The sequence below is a fragment of the Pseudodonghicola sp. genome, from assembly GCF_048268305.1.
GTDB lineage: Bacteria > Pseudomonadota > Alphaproteobacteria > Rhodobacterales > Rhodobacteraceae > Pseudodonghicola.
The window spans coordinates 1-19,890 of record NZ_JBLWVT010000001.1 but is presented as its reverse complement, the minus strand read 5'-3'; the positions used below and the strand labels follow the sequence as shown (position 1 = coordinate 19,890).

The window sequence follows — 19,890 nt, the reverse complement described above, 5'->3', positions numbered from 1 at the left end:
AGATCAGATGGCGGAGACCGAGAGCAAGACGCTGGTGAACCAGGTCTTCGACAAGATTTTCGATCTTCTGGTGTCGGGGGAAATGCCGCTTGGCGGCACTATCAACGAGGCGGCGCTGGCCAGCCGGTTCAACGTCAGCCGCGGGCCGGTGCGCGAGGCGATCAAGCAATTCGAAGGCCGCGGACTGGTGGTCAAGGAACCCTATCTCAAGGCCCGCGTCGTCGAACTCTCGGCCTCAGACATCATCCAGATCTTCCAGCTGCGCGAGGCTGTCGAAGGCATGTCGGTGCGGCTCGCCACGCTGAACATGAGCGACGAGGCGCTCGATGCGCTGCTTGAGGATTTCTCCCACAGCCGCCAGAGCCGCACCAGCGAAGAGGTGCTGGACGTTCACGTCGCCATCGCCCGGGGCTGTGGCAACGACCGCATCCGCGCCCTGCTGTGTGACGAGCTGTATTATCTCCTGCGGCTCTATCGGGCGCGCTCGGGTGATATCCCCGGCCGCCGGTCGAACGCCTATTCCGAACATTGGCAGATTCTGCGCGCCATGCGGGCGCGAGATGCCGATCTCGCTGAATCGCTGATGCGCGCGCATATCGTGCGCGCAACCCAATCGCTGGAGGATCTGCTGGCCGCCGACCAGGCCGCCCAGATCCCGCTGACGGAAAAGGAACCCTCATGACCAGCCAATCCCCTGCGCTCACCCGCCCCACCCGCCGCATGCGCGAACTGATCGCCGCCGAGGACATGATCGTCTCGCCGGGCGTGTTCGACGGCTATAGCGTGCGGCTGGTCGAGAAGATGGGCTTCAAGACCGCCTGCACCACTGGCGCCGGCCTGTCGAATTCGCGGCTGGGCGTGCCGGATGTCGGCATCATGGGGCTGACCGACAATGTCGACGCCTGCCGGATGATCGCGCGATCCGTCTCGATCCCGGTCATGGCGGATGCCGATACCGGCTATGGCAACCCGGTCACCGTCTATCACACCACCCAGCGGTTCGAGGAAGCCGGCGTCGCCGGCATCAATATCGAAGATCAGGTCAGCCCGAAACGCTGCGGCCATATGGCCGGCAAGGACGTGATCGACGCGCGCGAGATGGCCCGCAAGATCGAGGCCGCCTGCGACGCGCGCAAGGATGACGATTTCGTCGTGCTCGCCCGCACCGACGCCATCGCGCTGGAAGGGCTGGAGGGCGCCATTCGCCGCGCCAGGCTTTACGCCAAGGCCGGCGCCGACATGATCTTTGCCGATGCCATCGGCGGGGAGGATCAGATCAAGGCGCTGGTCGATGCGGTGCCGGTGCCGGTCTCGGTCAACATGGGTTTCGGCATCCGCAACCGCCCCACCACGCCGCTGATCCCGCTGGCGCGGCTGGCCGAGATCGGGGTGAAACGGGTCACCCTGCCCCGCCTGCTGCCCGCCGCCGCCATCATGGCGATGGAGAACGCCCTGTCGATCCTGAAGGAATCGATCCCCAGCGGCGAAATCGTCCACCGGCCCGACCTGCTGGCCAGCATCGACGACATCTGGGCGCTGATGGGCCAGCCCGAGATCCGGCAGATGGAACTGACGTACAACGACCTCTGCGGGGTCGAGGCCTGATCCAGCCCCTTTCCGGAAACAGCAAGGCCGGCCCCCTTGGGGGGACCGGCCTTTTTCACGTCTTGTCGATCCGCGATCAGTCGATGTCGAAGACCACACCCTGGGCGAGCGGCAGCTCTTTCGAATAGTTGATCGTGTTGGTGGCGCGGCGCATATAGGCGCGCCAGGCATCCGACCCGCTTTCGCGCCCGCCGCCGGTCTCCTTCTCGCCACCGAAGGCGCCGCCGATCTCAGCGCCCGAGGTGCCGATATTGACGTTGGCGATGCCGCAGTCGGACCCGCGCGCCGACAGGAAGGTCTCCATCTCGCGCAGGTCGGTGGTGAAGATCGACGACGACAGCCCGCCGCCGACGGCGTTATGCAGCTCCAGCACCTCGTCGAAGTCGCTGTACTTCATGACATAGAGGATCGGCGCGAAGGTTTCGCGCAGCACCGGGCCCGCCTGTTCCGGCATCTCGACCAGCGCGGGATGCACGTAATAGGCCGAGTTCGACACGTCAGAGGCGCGCTCGCCCCCGTGCACGGTGCCGCCCAGCGCCTTGGCCTCGTCCAGGGCGACCAGCATGCTGTCATAGGCCACCTTGTCGATCAGCGGACCGACCAGCGCGGCGGTTTCCAGCGGATTGCCCACGGTCACGCTGGCATAGGCCTTCTTCAGCGCCGGAACCATCTGGTCATAGACGGCTTCATGCACGAAGAGCCGACGCATGGTGGTGCAGCGCTGACCGGCGGTGCCCATGGCGCCGAAGGCCACGGCGCGCAGCGTCATGTCCAGATCCGCCGAGGGGCAGACGATGCCGGCATTGTTGCCGCCAAGCTCCAGGATGCAGCGACCGAAGCGCGCCGCGACCTTCGGCCCGACGATCCGCCCCATGCGGGTCGAGCCGGTGGCCGAGATCAGCGCGACCTTGGGGCTGTCGACCAGCACCTCGCCCAGCTCGGGGCCACCGACCAGAACCTGGCTCAGCCCCTCGGGGGCGTCGGCGCCGAAGCGGGCCAGGGCGCGATCCAGCACCGCCTGCACGGCCAGCGCCGTCAGCGGGGTCTTTTCCGAAGGCTTCCAGATCACCGGATCGCCACAGACCAGCGCCAGCGCGGCATTCCAGCACCAGGGGGCACAGGGAAAGTTGAAGGCGGTGATGATGCCTACGACACCCAGCGGATGCCAGGTTTCCATCATCCGGTGGCCGGGGCGCTCGGTGGCGATGGTCAGACCGTAAAGCTGACGCGACAGGCCGACGGCGAAATCGCAGATGTCGATCATCTCCTGCACTTCACCCTGCCCTTCCGAAGGCGACTTGCCGGCCTCGATCGACACCATGCGACCAAGGTCTTCCTTAGACTTGCGCAGCTCCTCGGCGAAGAGACGGACCAGCTCGCCCCGGCGCGGGGCGGGAATCAGCCGCCACTTGCGGAAGGCGGCGTCGGCCTTGGCGACCATCGCCTCGGCTTCGGCGGCGCTATGGGTGGCGAGGGTGGCAACCACCTCGGCGGTCACCGGAGAGGTCACCGCAAGACCGCCGGCGGCGTCAAGCGATGCGGTCACGCCGCAGGTAGCCATGGTTTCGGCGGTCACCGCCGCGAGGGATTTGCTTTGCATCTGTATAGTCCTTTCAGTGTCGGTGGACGCGGAAATCACGCCGCTACGGTGCGGCCAAGTTCGGCCCGCGCGCGGGCGAGCGATGCGGCCTCGGCCTCGGCATAGCGCTGGTGCAGGTCGATCACCCTTGCGCCGAGCGCGGTTTCGAACAAGTCGCGATTCGGGGTGGCGACAAAGGCCTGGGCCGCATCGTCCCCCAGATTCGACTGGAAGATGCCGGCGGCGCTGACCGGCAGGAAATCCTCGTAAACGATCGGGTCGGCGCGCAGGATGCCAGCCGCGACCAGCGCATCCGCGTCACGCGCCAGATCCACCGCCCGCGCCGGCTTGCCGGTCGGGCTGTAACGGAAATAACCCAGCCCCTCGCGCCGGAGGGTGTCGAGATCATCGGGGAAGGTGGCAAAGACCTCCTCCAGCTTGGCCATATAGGCGGCGGCGTTCGACCCGTCGGGCTTCGGCGTGATCACCGCGCGGGTTTCGGCCAGCAGCCGGTCATAAAGCGCCTGCCCCTTCGGCGTCAGCGCCATGCCGCGCTGCTCGATCTCACCGAACCGGGCGGTATGGCGGCCCGGTTCATTGGTGCCGTCGGCGATGAAATCCACCGGCTCCTCCAACGCCTTGAACGAGGTCTGGCGCAACAGGATCGGCACTGCGCGCGACGGCGGACCCTCGACCACGGCCTTGGGGGCGATGCCCTTTTCCGGCATCATTCGTTGCACCGCGTCAATGTCCAGCGTGCGCGGAGTCAGATGGTTGATATGCGGCCCCTTGAAGGCCACCACATCGGCGACCAGCCGATGCGCGTCATGCAGACGGCGATAAAGCGCATGGCTGACATTGGCCTCGGCATGCCAGCGGAAGGTTTCCAGCGCCTCGGCGACGAAAGCCTCGGCGTCAGCCTGATCCAGACCGCCCTGCGCCTCGCACCTTTCGATCAGGGCAAGACAACCGGGGGTAAAGATCTGCCGGCCCGCCAGCACCGCCGCCGCCTCGTCCCGCAGGGCTTCATCCTCGATCAGATCGAGCCGCAACAGCGAGGTGAAGACGCGGAAGGGATTCGCCCGCAGCGCCTCGTCTTCCAGCGGCCGAAAGGCGGTGGAATGCACCGGAACACCGGCAACGCTCAGATCGTAATAGCCCACCGGATACATGCCCATCACCGCGAACAGCCGCCGCATCGTCGCCAGTTCGGCGGCGGTGCCCAGGCGAATGGCGCCGTGGCGTTCCTCGGAAATCCGACCCAACTCACCCAAGGCCTCAAGCCGCGCCCGCTCTGCCGGATGGGCGGCGAGGGTCGCGTCGTTCACCTGCCGCACCAGCTCCAGCAGGGTGCCATAGGCGGGAACCTCATCGCGGTACATGACGGACATCGCACGCGAAAACAGCGTGCGGACCGCATCGGCGCCGATCAGCGTTTCGGTCATCTCGGGATTTCCTGTGATGGTTCGACTTCGCGCGCAGCCTAGCCCTTTGCACATCTCGCCCCCTAACGATGGTTGGAACTGCCCCCATTCCGTTTTCGCATGGCAACTTGCCGTTCACCCCAGCCCGACGCATGATGCGTCCCGACCAGACCGCAAAGGCAAAATCATGATCCTGCAACGCCGCTTCCTGCCCGACCTCAAGGTGCTGCAAACCTTCGAATGCGCCGCCCGCCACGGCAATTTCACCCGCGCCGGAGAAGAGCTGTCGCTGACCCAGAGCGCCGTCAGCCGGCAAATTCGCGAGCTGGAGCAGCAGGTCCGCAAGCCATTGTTCGAACGTCTGCCCGGTCGGGTGGTGCTGACCCGTGCCGGGCGCGAACTGTTGCCCGAAGCGCAGCGGCTTCTGCAGATGGCCGAAAGCACCATGCGCCACGCCACCGCTGGAGAGGCAGGCGAAACCGTGCTGGCGGTCAACGCCCTGCCGACCTTCGCCACCCGCTGGCTGATGCCGCGCCTGCCCGACTATCTGACGCGACATCCCGAGCTGCGCATGGATCTGACCACCACGCTCGGGATTTTCGATTTCGCCGAACGGCAATGCGATCTTGCCATCCACTACGGCCAGCCGGTCTGGCCCGGCGGCACCTGCACCTATCTGTGCAGCGAAATCGTGCTGCCGGTGCTCGGCGGCGCGCTGCGCGACGTCCCGGTGACCGGGCCGAAGGCGCTGATCGATCTGCCGAAGATCCAGCTATCGGAGCGGCCACAGCTCTGGTCCGAATGGTTCGCGCGACAGGGAATGGATCTGCCCGACGCCAGCGCCGGGCACTGGTTCGACCAATTCTCGCTCAGCATCGAGGCGGTCCGGAGCGGGCTGGGCTGCGCCCTGCTGCCGCGCTATCTGATCGAAAAGGAGCTGGAGCGCGGCGAATTGAAGATCGCGATCGACATCCCCCACTCGACCGACATGGCCTATTACATCGTCACCCCCGAGGGCCGCTCGGAGGAGGTGAAGGACTTCAGCGACTGGCTGATCAGCCAGGTCCGGTTCCGTCCCCTGGCCGGCTGAGGGTCGTCTCAGCCCGGGGTAAAGCTGTCCAGCACCTCGTCCCGCCGCCCGTAGTTCGCGTATTGCGGCCCGAGTTGCAGCAGATCACGCGCCAGCTCGGCATCAAGGCCGGAGAGGATCAGGTGATGCAGCTGCAGCACCTCGCCCGGGCGACGGCGCAGCACGGCATCGCCGCGGATATAGCCCAGCGCCTCGGCCAGCGGATGCTGCGGCTTCAACCGCAACAGCATGGCGACACCCTTCACCACCATCTCGAGCTTTAAAGCCGCGCTGCCAGAGCCGTAGACCGGCGGGAACCCCTCGGCAAAGGGCACATCGGCATAGGCGGGATAGGCCTTGGCCAGCGCCTCGTTGTGCAATTGCTGGTCGCGGGTCACCGCATAGGGCAAGGACAGGCCGAACCGCACATAGTCCGGCGCCAGGAAGGGGCAGAAGACCGCCTGCGCCGGGCCGAAGATGGCGGTCGAGACAAAGCCGATCTCGCGCCGGGTGCGATTCCAGAACCAATAGGCCTGATAGGGATCGGCGGCCTCGCCATAGCGCGCGATGCACGCGCCGACATAGGCGATCGCCTCGTCACGCCGGCCGGGGGCATAGCGGCCGCCCGGCCCGTCCGGATGCCCGGGTTTCGAGATCACCCGCCCGTGCCCGTCCATCATGTCGCGGGCGATGGCGGCATAATCGCCGCGTTCCGCATGGCGCATATGGCCTTCGGCATCGTCGTCGGGATTGGTCAGGATATCGCCGGCGATCCCGTCCAGCACCGCCCAGGGGCCGCCGAACAGGAAATCGTGCAGCGCCAGCATCTGCATATGCTCGTCCGAGCAGAGGCTGTTGAGCACCTGACACCGCAGCAGATCCTGCGGCCGCACCCGCGGCTTGCCCAGGATCTTATGCGCCACGCCCATCCTTTCGCAGAGCGCCCGGGCCGAGCGCGCATCCGGATCCGAGCGCATCGCCGCGTTCTGGAAACTGACGCAGACTTCCGGCCTTTGTCCCAGATGATCCATCGCCAGCAGGATATGCCGCGAATCGCGCCCGCCGCTCAGCGGCAGCAGCACCGGCCGATCCCAGTCCGCCAGGATGCGCCCGACGCTGTCCCGGGCGAGGGTGATGATTCCCTCGACCGCCTCGGCGCGGCTGATCTGCTGCACCGGCGGAATGAAGCTGCGATCCCGCGGCTGTTCTGCCTGCCCCTCGCGCCAGCGGAACACCCCGCCCGCTGGCAGCACCTTGATATGGCGAAACGGCGTGTCATCGTTGACGAACATCCCCAACCGGTAGAAGACCGCCAAGGCCCGTTCGTCCAGCTCCGGATCGGCCCCTTCGGCGATCAGCTGCAGGATCGAGGGCGACAGCGCCACCTCCCCCCCCTTCTGGTAGAGAAAGAGACTGTAGAACCCCAGGGGATCGACCCCGGCCTCGAGCGTCTCCCCGTCCCAGGACCAATGGGCATAGACCCCTTCCGCCGGCTGTCCCGGGCCAGACGGCACCGGCCGGCCCAGATCACAGACCGATTGCCCGCGCACCGCCGCGCGCCCCTCGGTCCAACTCAGATGAATATAGGGCGGCGCCTCGCGGTAGATCGGCCAACCCTCTGCCGGTACGGTAAAATTCACACTCAACTCCGGAGCTTTCCTGCTGTCGGTTCGCTCCGCAGTCTGCCGCCAACCGCCCGCAAAGAACAGCCCACAGCCATCGCGCGCAGGCCCGAAAGGTCACGTAACGAGAAAATGACAAAAAGCTGAAAAAAACAGCCGATTGCCCTTGAGCTTCCCAGCCGACTTCATTAGGTAAGCCTCATTGACGCGGGATGGAGCAGCCCGGTAGCTCGTCAGGCTCATAACCTGAAGGTCGTAGGTTCAAATCCTACTCCCGCAACCAAAACAATAGACAAGGCCCTCGCTCTGGCGAGGGCTTTGTCGTTTCCGCCTCCCCCAATGCCAGAATGCCAGCCAGATCGCCGCGCAGGTCGATCTGATGGCCGTTCGGTGCGTCGACCACAGGGATCATCCGGATCTCGGAGATCAGCCCGCGCATCGCCCCGGCGGCCTGGACCCGCACCGCGGGGTCCGAGAGGGCGGAAGCCAGATCGCCGATCTTCTGGCGGTAGAGAGCGGTGAGGCTCGGGTGCATCCGGATAATCGCCGGCTCGGGCTCCTCGGCAACGCAGGCTTCGAGGTGCCGCTTGCGGTCCTCCAACTCTTCCATCTTCGCCTTCATCAAGGAATGGTACATGCCATCTTGGATAGCCGCGAGAATGCCCGCGATCCTCTTTTCGACCTCGGCGAGGTCCCGTCCGGCCTTGGCGCGCGGCTCGCGTACCGACATGTGCCGCATTCCAGGCAAGCTGGTCCTCTTTCACGAATACGTCCAGAAGGTCTGGGTGAAGAAGGCGGTCCTGCAAGCCGCGGAGCACACGCTCCTCCACGGCATGGCGGGTGATTGTCGCGCGGTTGGTGCAAATGGCGTCACCCTTGTTGCGAACAGCGGAGCATCCGTACCGGGTCTTGTTGATGAGCGTGTAGCTTGCCCCGCAACATCCGCACTTGATCAAACCGGAAAGCAGGTAGGTCGGGCGCCGCCCTCGTTCCGGTCGAAGGTCAGCATCCTTTACACCTGCTGGGTTCATCTCCTCTCGCACGGCGTTCTGGCGCTGCTTCACCCGGTGCCAAAGAGATTCGTCCACGAGGCCCAGCTCTGGCACCTCCTCGATGACCCAGGCCTCCGGCGGGTTGGGCCGTGCCTGGCGCTTTCCTGTCTCCGGGTCCTTGATGAAGCGCTGTCGGTTCCAGACCCGGCGGCCAAGGTAGAGTTCGTTGTTCAGAATGCCGGTGCCCCGCTTGGGGTTCCCGGAAATAGTTGAGAAGCTCCATTGGCCGCTGCCCGCGCCGGGGCTGCGGATGCCTTCGGCATGGCTCTGTTGCACAAATCGGCTGATAGCCGAGGCTCCCCTTTTCCCCGGGCAGACCTATACCACGGCCTCTGTGAGGGGTATGCCGAGCGCGGTGTAGCCGTTCATGACGGCGATGCGGACCTGAAGTTCAGCGACCTGGCAATCGAAGTCCCGCGCCATGAGGCGCGGCCCCAGAAGTTTCACGCAGTGCATCTTGGTTTCGACGCGACTTCGACGGTGATAACCGCCCCATCCACTGCCCGGCAGGCGCATCCGCAGGATGCTGCCGAGAGGGGTCGCCATAGTGCCCAACCGAGGTATTTTGAGGCGCGCAGGGCTTCGTTTCTTGCAACCGCCCCGGCGGTGACGGTCTTCCAAGGCTTCGCGCGTTCTTGCGGGGCGGGATGACGGCATGGGCGCCGCGCTCGGCGATGGCGTCGTGGCACTTGCGGGCGTCGCAGGCACCGTCTGCCATAACGCTACCGATCTCTTGGTCTTCCGGAATCTGGCTGAGAAGGTCGGGCAGGACCGGCGCATCACCGATATGGCTCCCGGTGATCTCGACGGCCCGAACCTCCAGTGTTTGCTCGTCGATCCCGAGGTGGAGCTTGCGCCAGACGCGCCGTTTGGGGCCACCATGCTTGCAGGCATGCCATTCGCCTTCGCCCTCGACCTTGATGCCCTTCGCCATGGGCCTCGGACCAGTGGCGGCTCCATGGCTCAGTGTCGATCAGCAGGTGCAACGGGCCCCGCGAGCCGCGACACGGGATGTTCACGGCAAGGGTCTTTTGGCACCGGGACAGCGTGCTGAAATCCGGCACCGCCCAGTCGAGGCCGACCAACTTCAGCAGGCTTTCGACGAAACCAGTCGTTTGCCGGAGCGCCATGCCGAACAAGACCTTCATTGAAAGGCACATCTGGATGGCGGCGTAGCTGTAGGTCTGCTGGCGGCCACGCCGGCCTTTCGGCGCGGCATCCCACGTCATCTCGGGGTCAAACCAGCCTTACGGCGATTGCGGGCAATCGCCTATCGGCCAACGGATCGTCAGCGAGCCCCGGCGCCTAAGCGCTTCATTGTAGGTTGGCCAGTTCCTGGTCTTGTAGGTCCGGGGCGTCGGTCTGCTCATGCCGGCCAGCTACCACACTGGATTCACGACATGAATCCCTTCATGGGGTTTGTGCAACAGAGCCATGCTGAGGTACCAGATAGGAATTCACATGCATCTTGGAGATGAGCAATGATCAATCCTCAGGACCTGAGCACAGATTTTCTTCGGGCTCACGAAACCGGGTCTCGTTTCGTCCCGACCAAGCGTGCCCTGTCGCGCAGCGAAATCCTCGACATCCAGTCAAGGGTCATGGCTGCCTTGGGCGATGTCGCAGGGTTCAAGGTAGGGCATCAGCCCGACGGCCCGCCGATCATCGCCCCGATCCCGGCGCGTTACCGTGTGGCAAACCACGGCAGCCGCGTCGTCCGGGACCGGCTCGGGATCGAGCTGGAAGTCGGGTTCGAGCTTCTGCGCCCCCTGCCCGGTGGTCACTTGCCGGAAGATATTCAAAACTATCTCCGCCCCTGTGTCGCGCTGGAGCTTGTCGACACCCGGATCGAAGGCGCTCTGGCGGATGATCCCGATTATAAATTCGCGGATTTTCAGATCAACGCCGGGCTGGTCAAAGGCGATGAGCTGTCCAGTTGGGACGGCTCCGATTTCGGCGCATTGAACGCCCGGCTTTTGGCCAATGGGGCCACTGTGCTCGACGGCAAGACCACGGTGCCGGGCGGCTCGGCACTGGCCAATCTCGGCCTGCTGGTGGCACATCTCGGAACCCACTGTGACGGCTTGCAAGTCGGACAGATCGTCATCACCGGCTCGATCTGCGGCCTGCCCTATTTCGGACCGGGCACGGAGATCACGGGCGAGATCGAGGGGCTTGGTCGCGTCGCGCTCAGCCTGACGTAAGCGCGAGCTCCGGCCAGCGGAACGGCGCCACCACGGGCTCTGCCAGATCGAGCAAGCGCCGCTCCGCGCCTGCTGGGCCGATGAGCTGCATGCCGATCGGCAGCCCCTGTTCCCGCGCCGCCGGGAAGGCCACGGCGGGCAGCCCCGCCGCATTCACCCAGCCGGTATAGACCGCATGGCCGCGCGGGCCGACGTGCTGGCCGTCAATCTCTGGCGGGTGGCTGTCGCTGGCGGGCCAGGGGTGTGCGGCGGAACTGGGCATCAAGATCGCATCGTATCCCCAAAGCTCGGCGGCGGCCTCGCGCAAGGCGTAGATCGCCTGAAGGATGGCAGCAAGATCGGTGGCCGAGGCCTCCGCTCCGCGCGCGGCCATGTCCCGGTATTTCGGCGCGGCGGCTTTCCCGACCTCGGGATCGTCGCGGAAATATCGCGCCAAACCGATTTCCGCGATCCTGGTCCAGCCGACATTGAGGGCGGAGAGGTCATAGGGCAGCGGGCCTTCCTCCACCTCATGCCCTTCAGCTCGCAGCGCCCGCACGGTCTGTGCGAAAGCCGCGCGGATCTCGGGATCGCAAGGCGCATCGTCCAAGGTCGCTATGGCGAGGATGCGTGCCGGTTGAACCAAGGACGCCGCGCTGGCCGGCCCCGACAGCGCCCAATCCAGCAGCCGCAAATCACGGACCGAGCGGGCAATGGGACCCACGACTTCGAAATCGAGAAGCACCTGCGCCAGCCCGCCACCGCGCGGCACATGTCCGATGCTGGGTTTAAGACCGACCAGCCCGGTGTAGCCCGACGGGCGACGGATCGAGCCGCCGCCATCGGTTCCGAGCCCGGCAGGGGCAAGCCCGGCAGCAATCGCCGCGACCACACCGCCGGAGGAGCCCCCCGGCGTCAGGGCCGGGTCAAACGGGTTTCGCGTCACCCCGAAGGTGAGATTGTCGGTATAGCCCTCAACCGCGAATTCGGGCGTATTGCCCTTGCCGATCACCAGAGCGCCCCTGTCGCGCAGTGCCGCGACCGGGCGCTCGTCATGGGGCGCAATACGTCTCGCCAAGGTCGCATTGCCCCAGGCGGCGGGTAATCCCGCACTCACGAGATTATCCTTGAAGATCAGCGGCAGGCCATCCAGCGGCCCGAGGGGTGTCGCTATCGCCCAACGCTTCGTGGCCGCCTCCGCCCCGGCGCGCAGGGTATCGGACAGGGCGGAATAGGCATTCAGCACCGGGTCCAGCGTGGCGATCCGCGCCAGCAGGACCTCGACAAGCGCGCTTGGGGTGGTCCGCCCCGCCGCGAACATCTCTAGGAGCGTTGTGCAATCGGCCTGCCAGATCATCGCATGACGCTTTCCGGCAGCCATGTCGCGATCCCCGGCACGGCGATCAGCAACAGGGTGAACAGTAGCATCAGCCCCGCATAGGGCACCGCACCGCGCACCACATCGGAAAACGGACCGCCATCGGTGCGCACGCCCTGCACCACATAGAGGTTCATCCCGACCGGCGGAGTGATCATCCCCAGCTCGCTCATCAGCACGACGAAAATGCCGAACCAGACCGGATCGATCCCGGCGGCCATGATGATCGGCACGACGATCGGGATGGTCAGCACCTGCATCGACAGCACGTCCATGAACATGCCCAACACGACATAGAAGACCATCAGTGCCAGCAAGAGCCCCGTGGGGCCAAGGCCGAGCCCGGCCACCCAGTTGGAAATCACCCCGGTGATCCCGCCAAGCGCCAGCGTGACATTGAGCGTGAAGGCCGCCGTGATGATCAGCAGGATCATCCCCGTCGTCTTTGCGGTCTGCCGAAAGCAGGTATCGAGGAAGGCAAAGGTCAGACGCCCTTCGCGCCAGACGAAGATCAGTGCGACGATGACGGCGAGCGCCGCGCTCTCGGTCGGGGTTGCGATGCCGAGATAGATCGAGCCCATCACGATGGCAAAGACCAACGCCGCGGGAATGAGGTGGACCAGAGCGCGCAGACGGTCTCCGAGCGGAAGTTTTTCTTCGACCTTCGAGGCATCGGGCAATCCCTTGGAACGTCGATAGAGGCTCTCTGCGATGACGAAGGCCATGAAGAGCAGGGTGAGCAGAATGCCCGGCAGGATGCCTGCCATGAAGAGCTGCCCGACGGAGACCGAGGCGAGCGAGCCATAGATCAGCAGGTTCACCGAGGGCGGGATCAGAATTCCGAGCGTGCCCCCCGCGGCAAGCGAGCCCAGCGAGCGGGACGGGGCATAGCCGCGCTCTCCCAGCGCCGGCAGCGCCACGGTGCCTACGGTCGCCGCCGTCGCCACCGACGAACCCGAGGTCGCGGCGAACAGCGAACAGGCGCCGATATTGGTATGCAGCAGCCCGCCCGGAAGGCGCCCCAGCCATAGCGCCAATGCACCATACATCCGATCCGCCAGCCCCGAGCGCAGCAAGAGCTCGCCCAGGAGGATGAACAACGGGATCGCAGTCAGAACGTTCTCGTTCGACACCCCCCACAGCACCGGCCCCATGGACTTGAGCAGCACCGATCCGTAGAGGATCATCCCGCCGAGCACGCCCAGCGTCACCATGACCACGGCCACCGGAAATCCGACGAGCAAAAGCCCCATCATCACGGCGAAACCGACAAGAATATCGACAATGCTCATAGCGATGTCCCTTCGCTCAGCGGATGGAAAGCTGGTCGAGTTCCTCGGCCAGCTCCTCCTCCGCGGTTTTCGGATTGAATTCGTGGATCACCTCGCCGATGCGCCCGGCGAGAACGAGGCGCAGCGCGCGCAGCGACAGCCAGAAGGAACAGAGCGCAAAGATGGCCAGCCCGGCATACCAGGCCGCCTGCGGGTAGATCAGCGGCGTGCGCCAGGGCGTCGCGGCGGTGGATTTATAGGCGATCGTGTCCTTGATCACGAACCAGCCGACATAGAGGAAAAACAGCCCGAGGACGCCCAGAGACAGCACAGCGGCAAAGTCGATCCAGGCCTGGAGGCGCAGCGGAAATTTCTGATGCAGCACATCGATGCGCACATGGGCCCGGTCGATGAGGGCGACCACAAAGGCGGCAGAGGCCCCGAAGGCGAGCACATAGCCGCCCAGCTCGTCGGCCCCCTGAAGCGAGGTGTTGAACAGTTTGCGCAGCAGCGTTTCAAGCGCCACGAAGCCCGACAAGAAAAGCAGTGCCGCGCCGAAAAGGCGTGAAATCCACTGGGCGATCCGTTCCATCTGTTTCTCCTAACAATGCGCGCCGGGCGCCGCGCCCCAGGGGGACGCGGCGCGATCTATCGCGATCAGAAATCGTAGGCGGTGCCGACCGTTTCGAGCCAAGAGGCCGAGCAGCCCTCATTCACCGCGTCGCAGGCTTCTTTCCACGCCGGGAAGGAGACCTCGGTCACGGCCGTGCCGATCAGGGCCATGTCGGCCTCAGACGGTTCGACGAGGGTCAGATTGTATTTCTTGCCGGTCTCGCAAACCTCGCCGCCGGTGTTGCAGGACACGGCGTCGACAAAGAGCTTCTCGGAATAAGCCCAGATATCCGCCGACAGCTTGTCGAACGCCGCCTGCAGCTTCTCCTGATCTTCCGGCGACAGCTTGTTCCAGGTGTCGAGATTGATGCCATAGCCGTTCATCGCCAGCTGGAACGCGATCGGCAGCATGTATTTGCTCACCTCCGGCCAGCCTGCGGAGTTGGCCGACGACGGGCCGGTGATGGCGCAATCGACCACGCCGCGGGCCAGCGACTGCTGCACCTCCGCGAAGGACAGCGGCACCGGCGTGCCACCGACCATCGAAATGAAATTCGCCAGATTCTGATCATAGACCCGGACCTTCAGCCCCTTGAGATCCGAGAGCGACGAGATTTCCGGTTCGCAGAACAGCACCTGCGGGCCAAAGGGCCAGACGCCCAGCAGCTTGGTATTGAATTTCTTCTGCAATGCCGCGTCGACGACGGGGGCGAATTTCTCGGCCGTGACCGCCCCGGTCGCGTAATCCGGGTTCAGGCCGACGAGATCGAGGCCGAGGATGGTCGGCTCATCCCGCGAGACCTGCGACAGCCGCAGCGAGACGATATCGAACAACCCATCCTTCAGAATGCGAAGCTGTTCGGTGTCCTTGATCCCGGTGACATCGACTGGCTGATAGTCGGCGGTGAAATCGAGCCCGGTTTCCTTGGCGAAATTCTCGAAGAACGGCTGCTCGATATTCTTCTGGATCAGGCCGGTGGCCACCGGCTGTCCCATGACGCGCAATGTTTCGGCGCTGGCCGCGCCGCTCAGGAGCGTGGCTGCGGCGAGCGCTGCGGAGATCGTCTTGCTGAAGGTCATGGTGTCGTCCTCTCTGTGGAAATGGGGGGTCTGATCGGCCCGTTGGGTCTGGTGGGTGGGAATTCTGGGATTAGGCAAGCTCGGCAAAACGCTGGAACACGGAGCCCCAGCCGGTCACGCGCGCGGGATCGAGCCCCATTTCACCCATGCAATGTGCAGCGGTGACAGCAATGGAATCGAGCACCGGGATGCCCGTTTCCGCTTCGATCCGTTCCGCCACCGGGGCGCCACGGAAATTCGTGCAAACGATGGCAATCGCGTCGGGCTTCGCATCGGCCACCTGTTCAATCATCGCGCCCACCTGTTCGGGCGGATAGGTGGCGAAGGAATAATTGCCCTTGTCCTCAAGCCGCGCCTCGGCGACGATCTCGATCCCCTGCGCGGCATAGTTGGCGATGATCCGGCCCTGAATTTCACCGATATAGGGCGTGACGAGGCCGAGCCGCTTGACCTTCATGCCTTTGAAAATCCGGTCGTAGGCCAGCATCGTCGAGGTGGCGGGCACGCCGGTGACGCGTTCGATCTCGGCGCAGAGCGCGCGGTCCTTGTCGAGCCCGAGCCAGGAGGCCGAGGTGCCGTTCCAGGCGATGAGGCGCGGATGCGCCTCGGCCAAACGCTCGGCCGCCTCGAGAATCGGCGCGTTCTGAAACTGCGTCTGCGAGGCTTCCGACATGGAGATTTCCACCACCCGGAACCGTCCGAAATGCGCTGAAGCTTCGTCACCGAAAGGTGCGAACATCGCCGCCGTATAGGGTTCGAGCGCGGTGTTCGACGAGGGCGTCAACATGCCGACGCGCGCGCCATCGATCAGGGGGGCGGTCACAGGAAAACTCATAGCAGGACCTCCGGCGCACTCCGCGCAATATGGCTGCCTATCGGCGCGCCCTGCACATCGCCGTCTTGCATCACCGTTTCGCCGCGCAGGATCGTGCGCACCGGCCAGCCCAGGACAGTGAAGCCTTCCCAGGGCGTATAATCCGAGCCGTGATGCAGATCGTCCTGGCGGATCTCCCGGGTCATCTCCGGGTCCCAGAGTACGATATCGGCATCCATGCCGACCATGATCGCGCCTTTGTCTTTCAGCCCGTAGAGACGCGCGTGATTGGTCGCCGTGAGCGCGGCGAAACGCTCAAGCGAGAGCCTCCCCTTGCTCACCCCTTCGGAGAACAGGATCGGCAGGCGGGTTTCGACCCCGGGAATGCCGTTCGGGATGTTGCGAAAGCTCTTGCGCGCGCCCGGCGCATCCTTGCCCGCCGGATCGGCAAAGCGGAAAGGGCAATGATCGGAGGAGAACAGCTCGAAATCGCCATTGCAGATGCCAGACCAGATCGCCTGCCAATCGGACGCTGCCCGCGGTGGCGGCGAACAGACGTATTTCGCCCCTTCAAAGCCGGCACGGTCGAGATCCTCCGCCGTCAGGGTGATATATTGCGGGCAGGTCTCGGCAAAGACCTTGGCGCCGCGTGCCCGGCCTCGTCGGATTTCCTCGAGGCTCTCACCATTCGACACATGGACGATGGTCAGCGGCACATCGACGATCTCGGCCAGGGTGATGGCGCGATGGGTGGCTTCGCGTTCGACCGGCACCGGACGCGTCCGGGCGTGAAACAGCGGGTCGGTGTTGCCCTCGCGCTCGGCCTTGTCGCGCAGAAATTCGATCGCATCTTCGTTCTCGGCATGCACCATGACCAGAGCACCCTGCGCTTTCGCCACGGACATGACCTCGAGGATCTCGCGATCGGAGAGCGCCAGCCCCTGATAGGTCATGAAGACCTTGAGACTCGTATGTCCCGCCGCGATCAGCGCCGGCAGATCCTGCCCCAGCGTGATCGGGTCGGTCGCCTTGACGATCAGGTGAAAGGACACATCGCAATGACATTGGCCCGCCGCCTTGGCATGATACGCCGCCACCGCATCGCGCAGGCTCTGCCCCTCTTCCGGCAGGCAGAACGGCAGAACCGTGGTGTTGCCCCCGGCCACCGCCGCCCGCGTGGCGGAGCTGAAATCATCGGCCATCTCGATCCCCGGTCCGGACGGCTGGGAAATATGCACATGACTGTCGATGCCGCCCGGCATGGCGATGAGGCCCTCGGCCTCGATGACCTTGGTGGCGTCGCCGAGCGACAGGCCAAGCGCCGCGATGCGCCCGCTGGAAATGCCGATCTCGCAGCGTGTCACACCGGCGGGGGTCACCACGCGCGCACCACGGATGATCGTGTCGAAGCTCACTGGACCGTCTCCGTCGCAATGATATCCGCCAGCGCCGGTGCCAGCCCGACCGAGGATTTCACGGTGGGTTTGCAGGTCCGCCCGGCGAATTGCACCTTGAGCGAGGCTAGTGTCATCGCCTGCGCCACCGCCGCCGAAATCGGGTCGATGACAATCCCCGGAACGTCATCCGCGATTTCCGGCGCCAGCCCGGCAAGCGGCGCACCGCCCAGAATGACAACATCGGCCCCGTCTTCGCGCACGGCCTGATTGGCCAGCGCGATCAGATCCCCGCGCAGGTCGGTCGCGGCCCGCGTCACATCCACCGCACGCGTTTTCGGAGCGCAAACCCCGGTGAACCGCGAGGCCAGCCCAGTGTCCTTGACGCAATCGGAATACCACGGCGTCATCAGCGGCGAGAAGGTCACGACCGAAAACCGTTCGCCCAGCATGGCGGCGGTCATTACGGCGGCTTCGGCCATGCCGACAACCGGCAGATCGAACAACTCGCGCGCCCCCGCCAGCCCCGGATCGCCAAAGGCCGCGATCACCACCGCGTCGATCCCGTCGATGTGCTCGGCGATCATTTCGAGCGCGATGCCGCCCGCGATCTGCGCCTCGGCGCGTGAGGCGATATATGGGAAGCCGCGCGGGGCGGTCAGCGGCACGATCTCGGCACGCGCTCCGGCCAGTTTGCGGGCGATGGCCGCCATCCTATCGGTCATCGCAACCGTCATATTCGGGTTCACAAGGAGAAGGCGCATGCGGGGGCTCTTTCTGTCTCTTTCTGCTCTGTTGACCCGGCGTGAGTCCGCATCTAGAAAATGGAATTCCATTTTAGATGGCGCAAAACCATGTGGTTTTCCGAGAGGATTTCTCAAAATTTCGGCGGCAATTTGCGACAAACCCAAAAAACAGGCAGGACTTTTGCGCCCGAGCCACTTTCATGAGCGCTGCAAAATCAAAAATGGCATTCCATTTTATCAAGGGGACTCAGACGCATCGCCCGATCGCGGCTCACCGGCACGCAATCGGGGCATGACGCGCCGGCGTGATTCGCAAGGATAGAAGGTCGGGCTAGAGCTTATGCCGGCTCGGATTGGGCGAGGAGCATGGCAAGCGTTTCGCCGGTATGCAGCAGATGGGCGCGCCAGATCTGCGCCACCACCGCGGCATCGCCCTGACGCAGCGCCGCCATCAGCGCCTCGTGCTCGGCCACTGCTTCGATCAACCGCTCGGGCCGCATGATGGCGAGGAACCTGCCCCGCCGCGCCCGGGCCATCAACCGTTTATGGGTCTCGATCACGATCGGATTGCCGCAATTTTCCATGATGAAATCATGGATTTCCGAATTGGTGTCGAAATAATCCATGTGGCTGCCGATCTTGTGAAAGACCATCATCCGGTCGTGCAACTCTTCCAGCGTCTCGAGCTGCTCCGGCGCGAGAGCTTCGGCGAAACGTTCTGCCGCCAGGCTTTCCAGCACGGCGATGACATCGAATATCTTACGGGCCTCCTCCGGCCCGAGTTGCAGAACCTGCGCCCCCTTGTTGCGGGAGATGCCGATCAGACCGTCGGCGTCGAGCAGCTTGATCGCCTCGCGCACCGGCGTGCGCGACACCTCGAGCTCGGCGGAGATCTTGCGCTCCACCAGACGCGCCCCCGGCGGGTAGCTGCCCTTGACGATCCGGTCGCGCAGCACATCGGCGACCCATTGCGCAATCGCGGTGGGTTCGCTCGGGGCTGTCGCTTCGATCTGTGGCCCGGCTTCGTCGGTCATCATCCGCTCATCGCTCAATTTGGCATAGCATTTCGCATAGCCGGACCGAGGGCAATAGAAAGATGAAGGCCTGCAAAGGCGCGCTCAGCGCTGCGCCATCGCCGCCTTGACCCCGGCGAGCAATCGCCTGCATGGCCTCGGACAGATCCTGCGCCAGCGTGCCGGCAACCCGAGGCAGAACCTGTTGCGCGCTGATCGCGATGCTGATGCTTTGCGGCACGATCTTCTGGCCTTTCACCGGCGGCGCCCCCTCGGAAAAGATCCAGCTATGCCGCGCCTCGAGCATGCGCCGGATCGCCAGCGCGCGGCTTTGCACGACGGTGGCATGACCGTTCACCTCGGTCAGCGCCGTGAGGTGAGAACGGCGGAGCAATAGTCGTCCACGGTAGCGGGGGGATGATCCGGCTGCGGGCGGCGTATAAGTCGTCCACTTTTGCCCTTTCTGGCGCCAGGGCGGGCAGGAGGATTTTCACCGTGGACTTGTGTCGCAGGGTTCGACTTGCCTGCGCCGAGGAGATGAGCCAGCGGGCTGCGGCGCATCACTTCGGGATTTCGCGCGAGAGCGTGCAGAAGATGTTGGCGTATTCGGTTCCGCCCGGCTATCGGCGCAAGGTGCCGATCAAGCGCCCGAAGCTGGATGGTTTCACCGAGATCATCGGCACTTGGCTGGAAGAAGATCGCGGTGTCCCGCGCAAGCAGCGGCACACCGCCAAGCCTGTGTTCGAGCGACTCCGGGACGAGCATGGTTTCACCGGCGGCGACACGATCGTGAAGGATTACATTCGCGAGCATGACCGGCGCGGTCGCGAGATGTTCGTGCCGCTGGCCCATGCGCCCGGGCATGCGAGGGTGTCCGATCTTCTGTGTATGACTGATCCGGTCCATGCTTCATCGAAAGGAAGCATGCGTGACCATCTCGAAAGAAATCCTGGACGAACGGCTGAAGGGCGTTGAGCGTCCCGAGGATCTGCTCGGCGATGCCGGACTGATGAAAGAGCTGAAGATCAAGCTCATGGAACGGATGCTG

General features: G+C 64.7%; 17 protein-coding genes, 1 tRNA gene and 3 pseudogenes. 6 read left to right on the top strand and 15 right to left on the bottom strand.

Annotated features, from left to right (window positions below; translation table 11 throughout):
- Window positions 1–7: 7 nt before the first annotated feature.
- The gene (locus ACN0V4_RS00105) at window positions 8–682 is read left to right on the top strand and encodes a GntR family transcriptional regulator (protein ID WP_417672434.1); all 675 of its coding nucleotides are present in this window, start codon (window positions 8–10) and stop codon (window positions 680–682) included.
- Window positions 679–1,605, top strand: coding sequence for an isocitrate lyase/PEP mutase family protein (locus ACN0V4_RS00100; protein WP_417672432.1), 927 nt, complete (start codon window positions 679–681; stop codon window positions 1,603–1,605). Before ACN0V4_RS00105 ends, ACN0V4_RS00100 begins: the two co-directional genes overlap by 4 nt.
- 76 nt (window positions 1,606–1,681) lie before the next feature.
- On the opposite strand, the gene ACN0V4_RS00095 is transcribed toward ACN0V4_RS00100, so the two are convergent.
- A complete protein-coding gene (locus ACN0V4_RS00095; protein WP_417672430.1) occupies window positions 1,682–3,205 on the bottom strand; it encodes an aldehyde dehydrogenase family protein in 1,524 nt (507 codons plus the stop codon).
- 35 nt (window positions 3,206–3,240) lie between these two features.
- Window positions 3,241–4,629: a VOC family protein gene (locus tag ACN0V4_RS00090; RefSeq protein WP_417672428.1), complete on the bottom strand. Its 1,389-nt coding sequence runs from the start codon at window positions 4,627–4,629 to the stop codon at window positions 3,241–3,243.
- A 166-nt stretch (window positions 4,630–4,795) separates the two neighbouring features.
- On the opposite strand from ACN0V4_RS00090, the gene ACN0V4_RS00085 reads away from it, so the two are divergent.
- Entirely contained in the window at window positions 4,796–5,698 is a 903-nt protein-coding gene (locus ACN0V4_RS00085; protein ID WP_417672426.1) for a LysR family transcriptional regulator, read from the top strand.
- 8 nt (window positions 5,699–5,706) lie between these two features.
- On the opposite strand, the gene ACN0V4_RS00080 is transcribed toward ACN0V4_RS00085, so the two are convergent.
- A complete protein-coding gene (locus ACN0V4_RS00080; RefSeq protein ID WP_417672424.1) occupies window positions 5,707–7,317 on the bottom strand; it encodes a hypothetical protein in 1,611 nt (536 codons plus the stop codon).
- A 188-nt stretch (window positions 7,318–7,505) separates the two neighbouring features.
- Between ACN0V4_RS00080 and ACN0V4_RS00075 the strand changes: the two genes are divergently transcribed.
- Window positions 7,506–7,582: transfer RNA gene (locus ACN0V4_RS00075), tRNA-Met, on the top strand.
- Here ACN0V4_RS00075 and ACN0V4_RS00070 read toward each other — a convergent pair.
- The 3 genes and pseudogenes from ACN0V4_RS00070 to ACN0V4_RS00060 form a co-directional block, all read right to left on the bottom strand.
- On the bottom strand, window positions 7,568–8,029 hold the full coding sequence (locus ACN0V4_RS00070; RefSeq protein ID WP_417672422.1) for a hypothetical protein: 462 nt from the start codon (window positions 8,027–8,029) through the stop codon (window positions 7,568–7,570). The two genes, ACN0V4_RS00075 and ACN0V4_RS00070, sit on opposite strands and share 15 nt — an antisense overlap.
- A gap of 85 nt (window positions 8,030–8,114) precedes the next feature.
- Window positions 8,115–8,627, bottom strand: a pseudogene (locus ACN0V4_RS00065) (recombinase family protein); the annotation flags it as partial.
- 42 nt (window positions 8,628–8,669) lie between these two features.
- Window positions 8,670–9,721 (bottom strand): annotated as a pseudogene (locus tag ACN0V4_RS00060) (IS5 family transposase).
- A gap of 111 nt (window positions 9,722–9,832) precedes the next feature.
- On the opposite strand from ACN0V4_RS00060, the gene ACN0V4_RS00055 reads away from it, so the two are divergent.
- Window positions 9,833–10,555, top strand: a complete 723-nt coding sequence (locus ACN0V4_RS00055) for a hydratase (protein ID WP_417672420.1) — start codon at window positions 9,833–9,835, stop codon at window positions 10,553–10,555.
- On the opposite strand, the gene ACN0V4_RS00050 is transcribed toward ACN0V4_RS00055, so the two are convergent.
- The 9 genes from ACN0V4_RS00050 to ACN0V4_RS00010 form a co-directional block, all read right to left on the bottom strand.
- Window positions 10,542–11,915: an amidase gene (locus ACN0V4_RS00050; RefSeq protein ID WP_417672418.1), complete on the bottom strand. Its 1,374-nt coding sequence runs from the start codon at window positions 11,913–11,915 to the stop codon at window positions 10,542–10,544. The two genes, ACN0V4_RS00055 and ACN0V4_RS00050, sit on opposite strands and share 14 nt — an antisense overlap.
- Complete coding sequence (locus tag ACN0V4_RS00045; RefSeq protein WP_417672416.1) at window positions 11,888–13,204, bottom strand: TRAP transporter large permease; 1,317 nt, start codon at window positions 13,202–13,204, stop codon at window positions 11,888–11,890. Before ACN0V4_RS00045 ends, ACN0V4_RS00050 begins: the two co-directional genes overlap by 28 nt.
- 16 nt (window positions 13,205–13,220) lie before the next feature.
- Window positions 13,221–13,775 (bottom strand): TRAP transporter small permease subunit, encoded by a 555-nt coding sequence (locus ACN0V4_RS00040; RefSeq protein ID WP_417672414.1) that lies wholly within the window; start codon window positions 13,773–13,775, stop codon window positions 13,221–13,223.
- A gap of 65 nt (window positions 13,776–13,840) precedes the next feature.
- Window positions 13,841–14,875, bottom strand: a complete 1,035-nt coding sequence (locus ACN0V4_RS00035) for a TRAP transporter substrate-binding protein (RefSeq protein WP_417672412.1) — start codon at window positions 14,873–14,875, stop codon at window positions 13,841–13,843.
- 70 nt (window positions 14,876–14,945) lie between these two features.
- Window positions 14,946–15,710: an aspartate/glutamate racemase family protein gene (locus ACN0V4_RS00030; protein ID WP_417672410.1), complete on the bottom strand. Its 765-nt coding sequence runs from the start codon at window positions 15,708–15,710 to the stop codon at window positions 14,946–14,948.
- Entirely contained in the window at window positions 15,707–17,104 is a 1,398-nt protein-coding gene (hydA, locus tag ACN0V4_RS00025) for a dihydropyrimidinase (protein WP_417672408.1), read from the bottom strand. The genes ACN0V4_RS00030 and hydA overlap by 4 nt, the downstream gene beginning before the upstream one ends.
- Window positions 17,101–17,847, bottom strand: a complete 747-nt coding sequence (locus ACN0V4_RS00020) for an aspartate/glutamate racemase family protein (protein ID WP_417672406.1) — start codon at window positions 17,845–17,847, stop codon at window positions 17,101–17,103. Before ACN0V4_RS00020 ends, hydA begins: the two co-directional genes overlap by 4 nt.
- 320 nt (window positions 17,848–18,167) lie before the next feature.
- A complete protein-coding gene (locus tag ACN0V4_RS00015) occupies window positions 18,168–18,863 on the bottom strand; it encodes a GntR family transcriptional regulator (RefSeq protein WP_417672404.1) in 696 nt (231 codons plus the stop codon).
- Window positions 18,864–18,870: 7 nt separating this feature from the next.
- Window positions 18,871–19,236: a hypothetical protein gene (locus ACN0V4_RS00010; RefSeq protein WP_417672402.1), complete on the bottom strand. Its 366-nt coding sequence runs from the start codon at window positions 19,234–19,236 to the stop codon at window positions 18,871–18,873.
- Between the two features lie 143 nt (window positions 19,237–19,379).
- On the opposite strand from ACN0V4_RS00010, the pseudogene ACN0V4_RS00005 reads away from it, so the two are divergent.
- A pseudogene (locus ACN0V4_RS00005) lies at window positions 19,380–19,712 on the top strand (IS21 family transposase); the annotation flags it as partial.
- Between the last annotated feature and the right edge of the window lie 178 nt (window positions 19,713–19,890).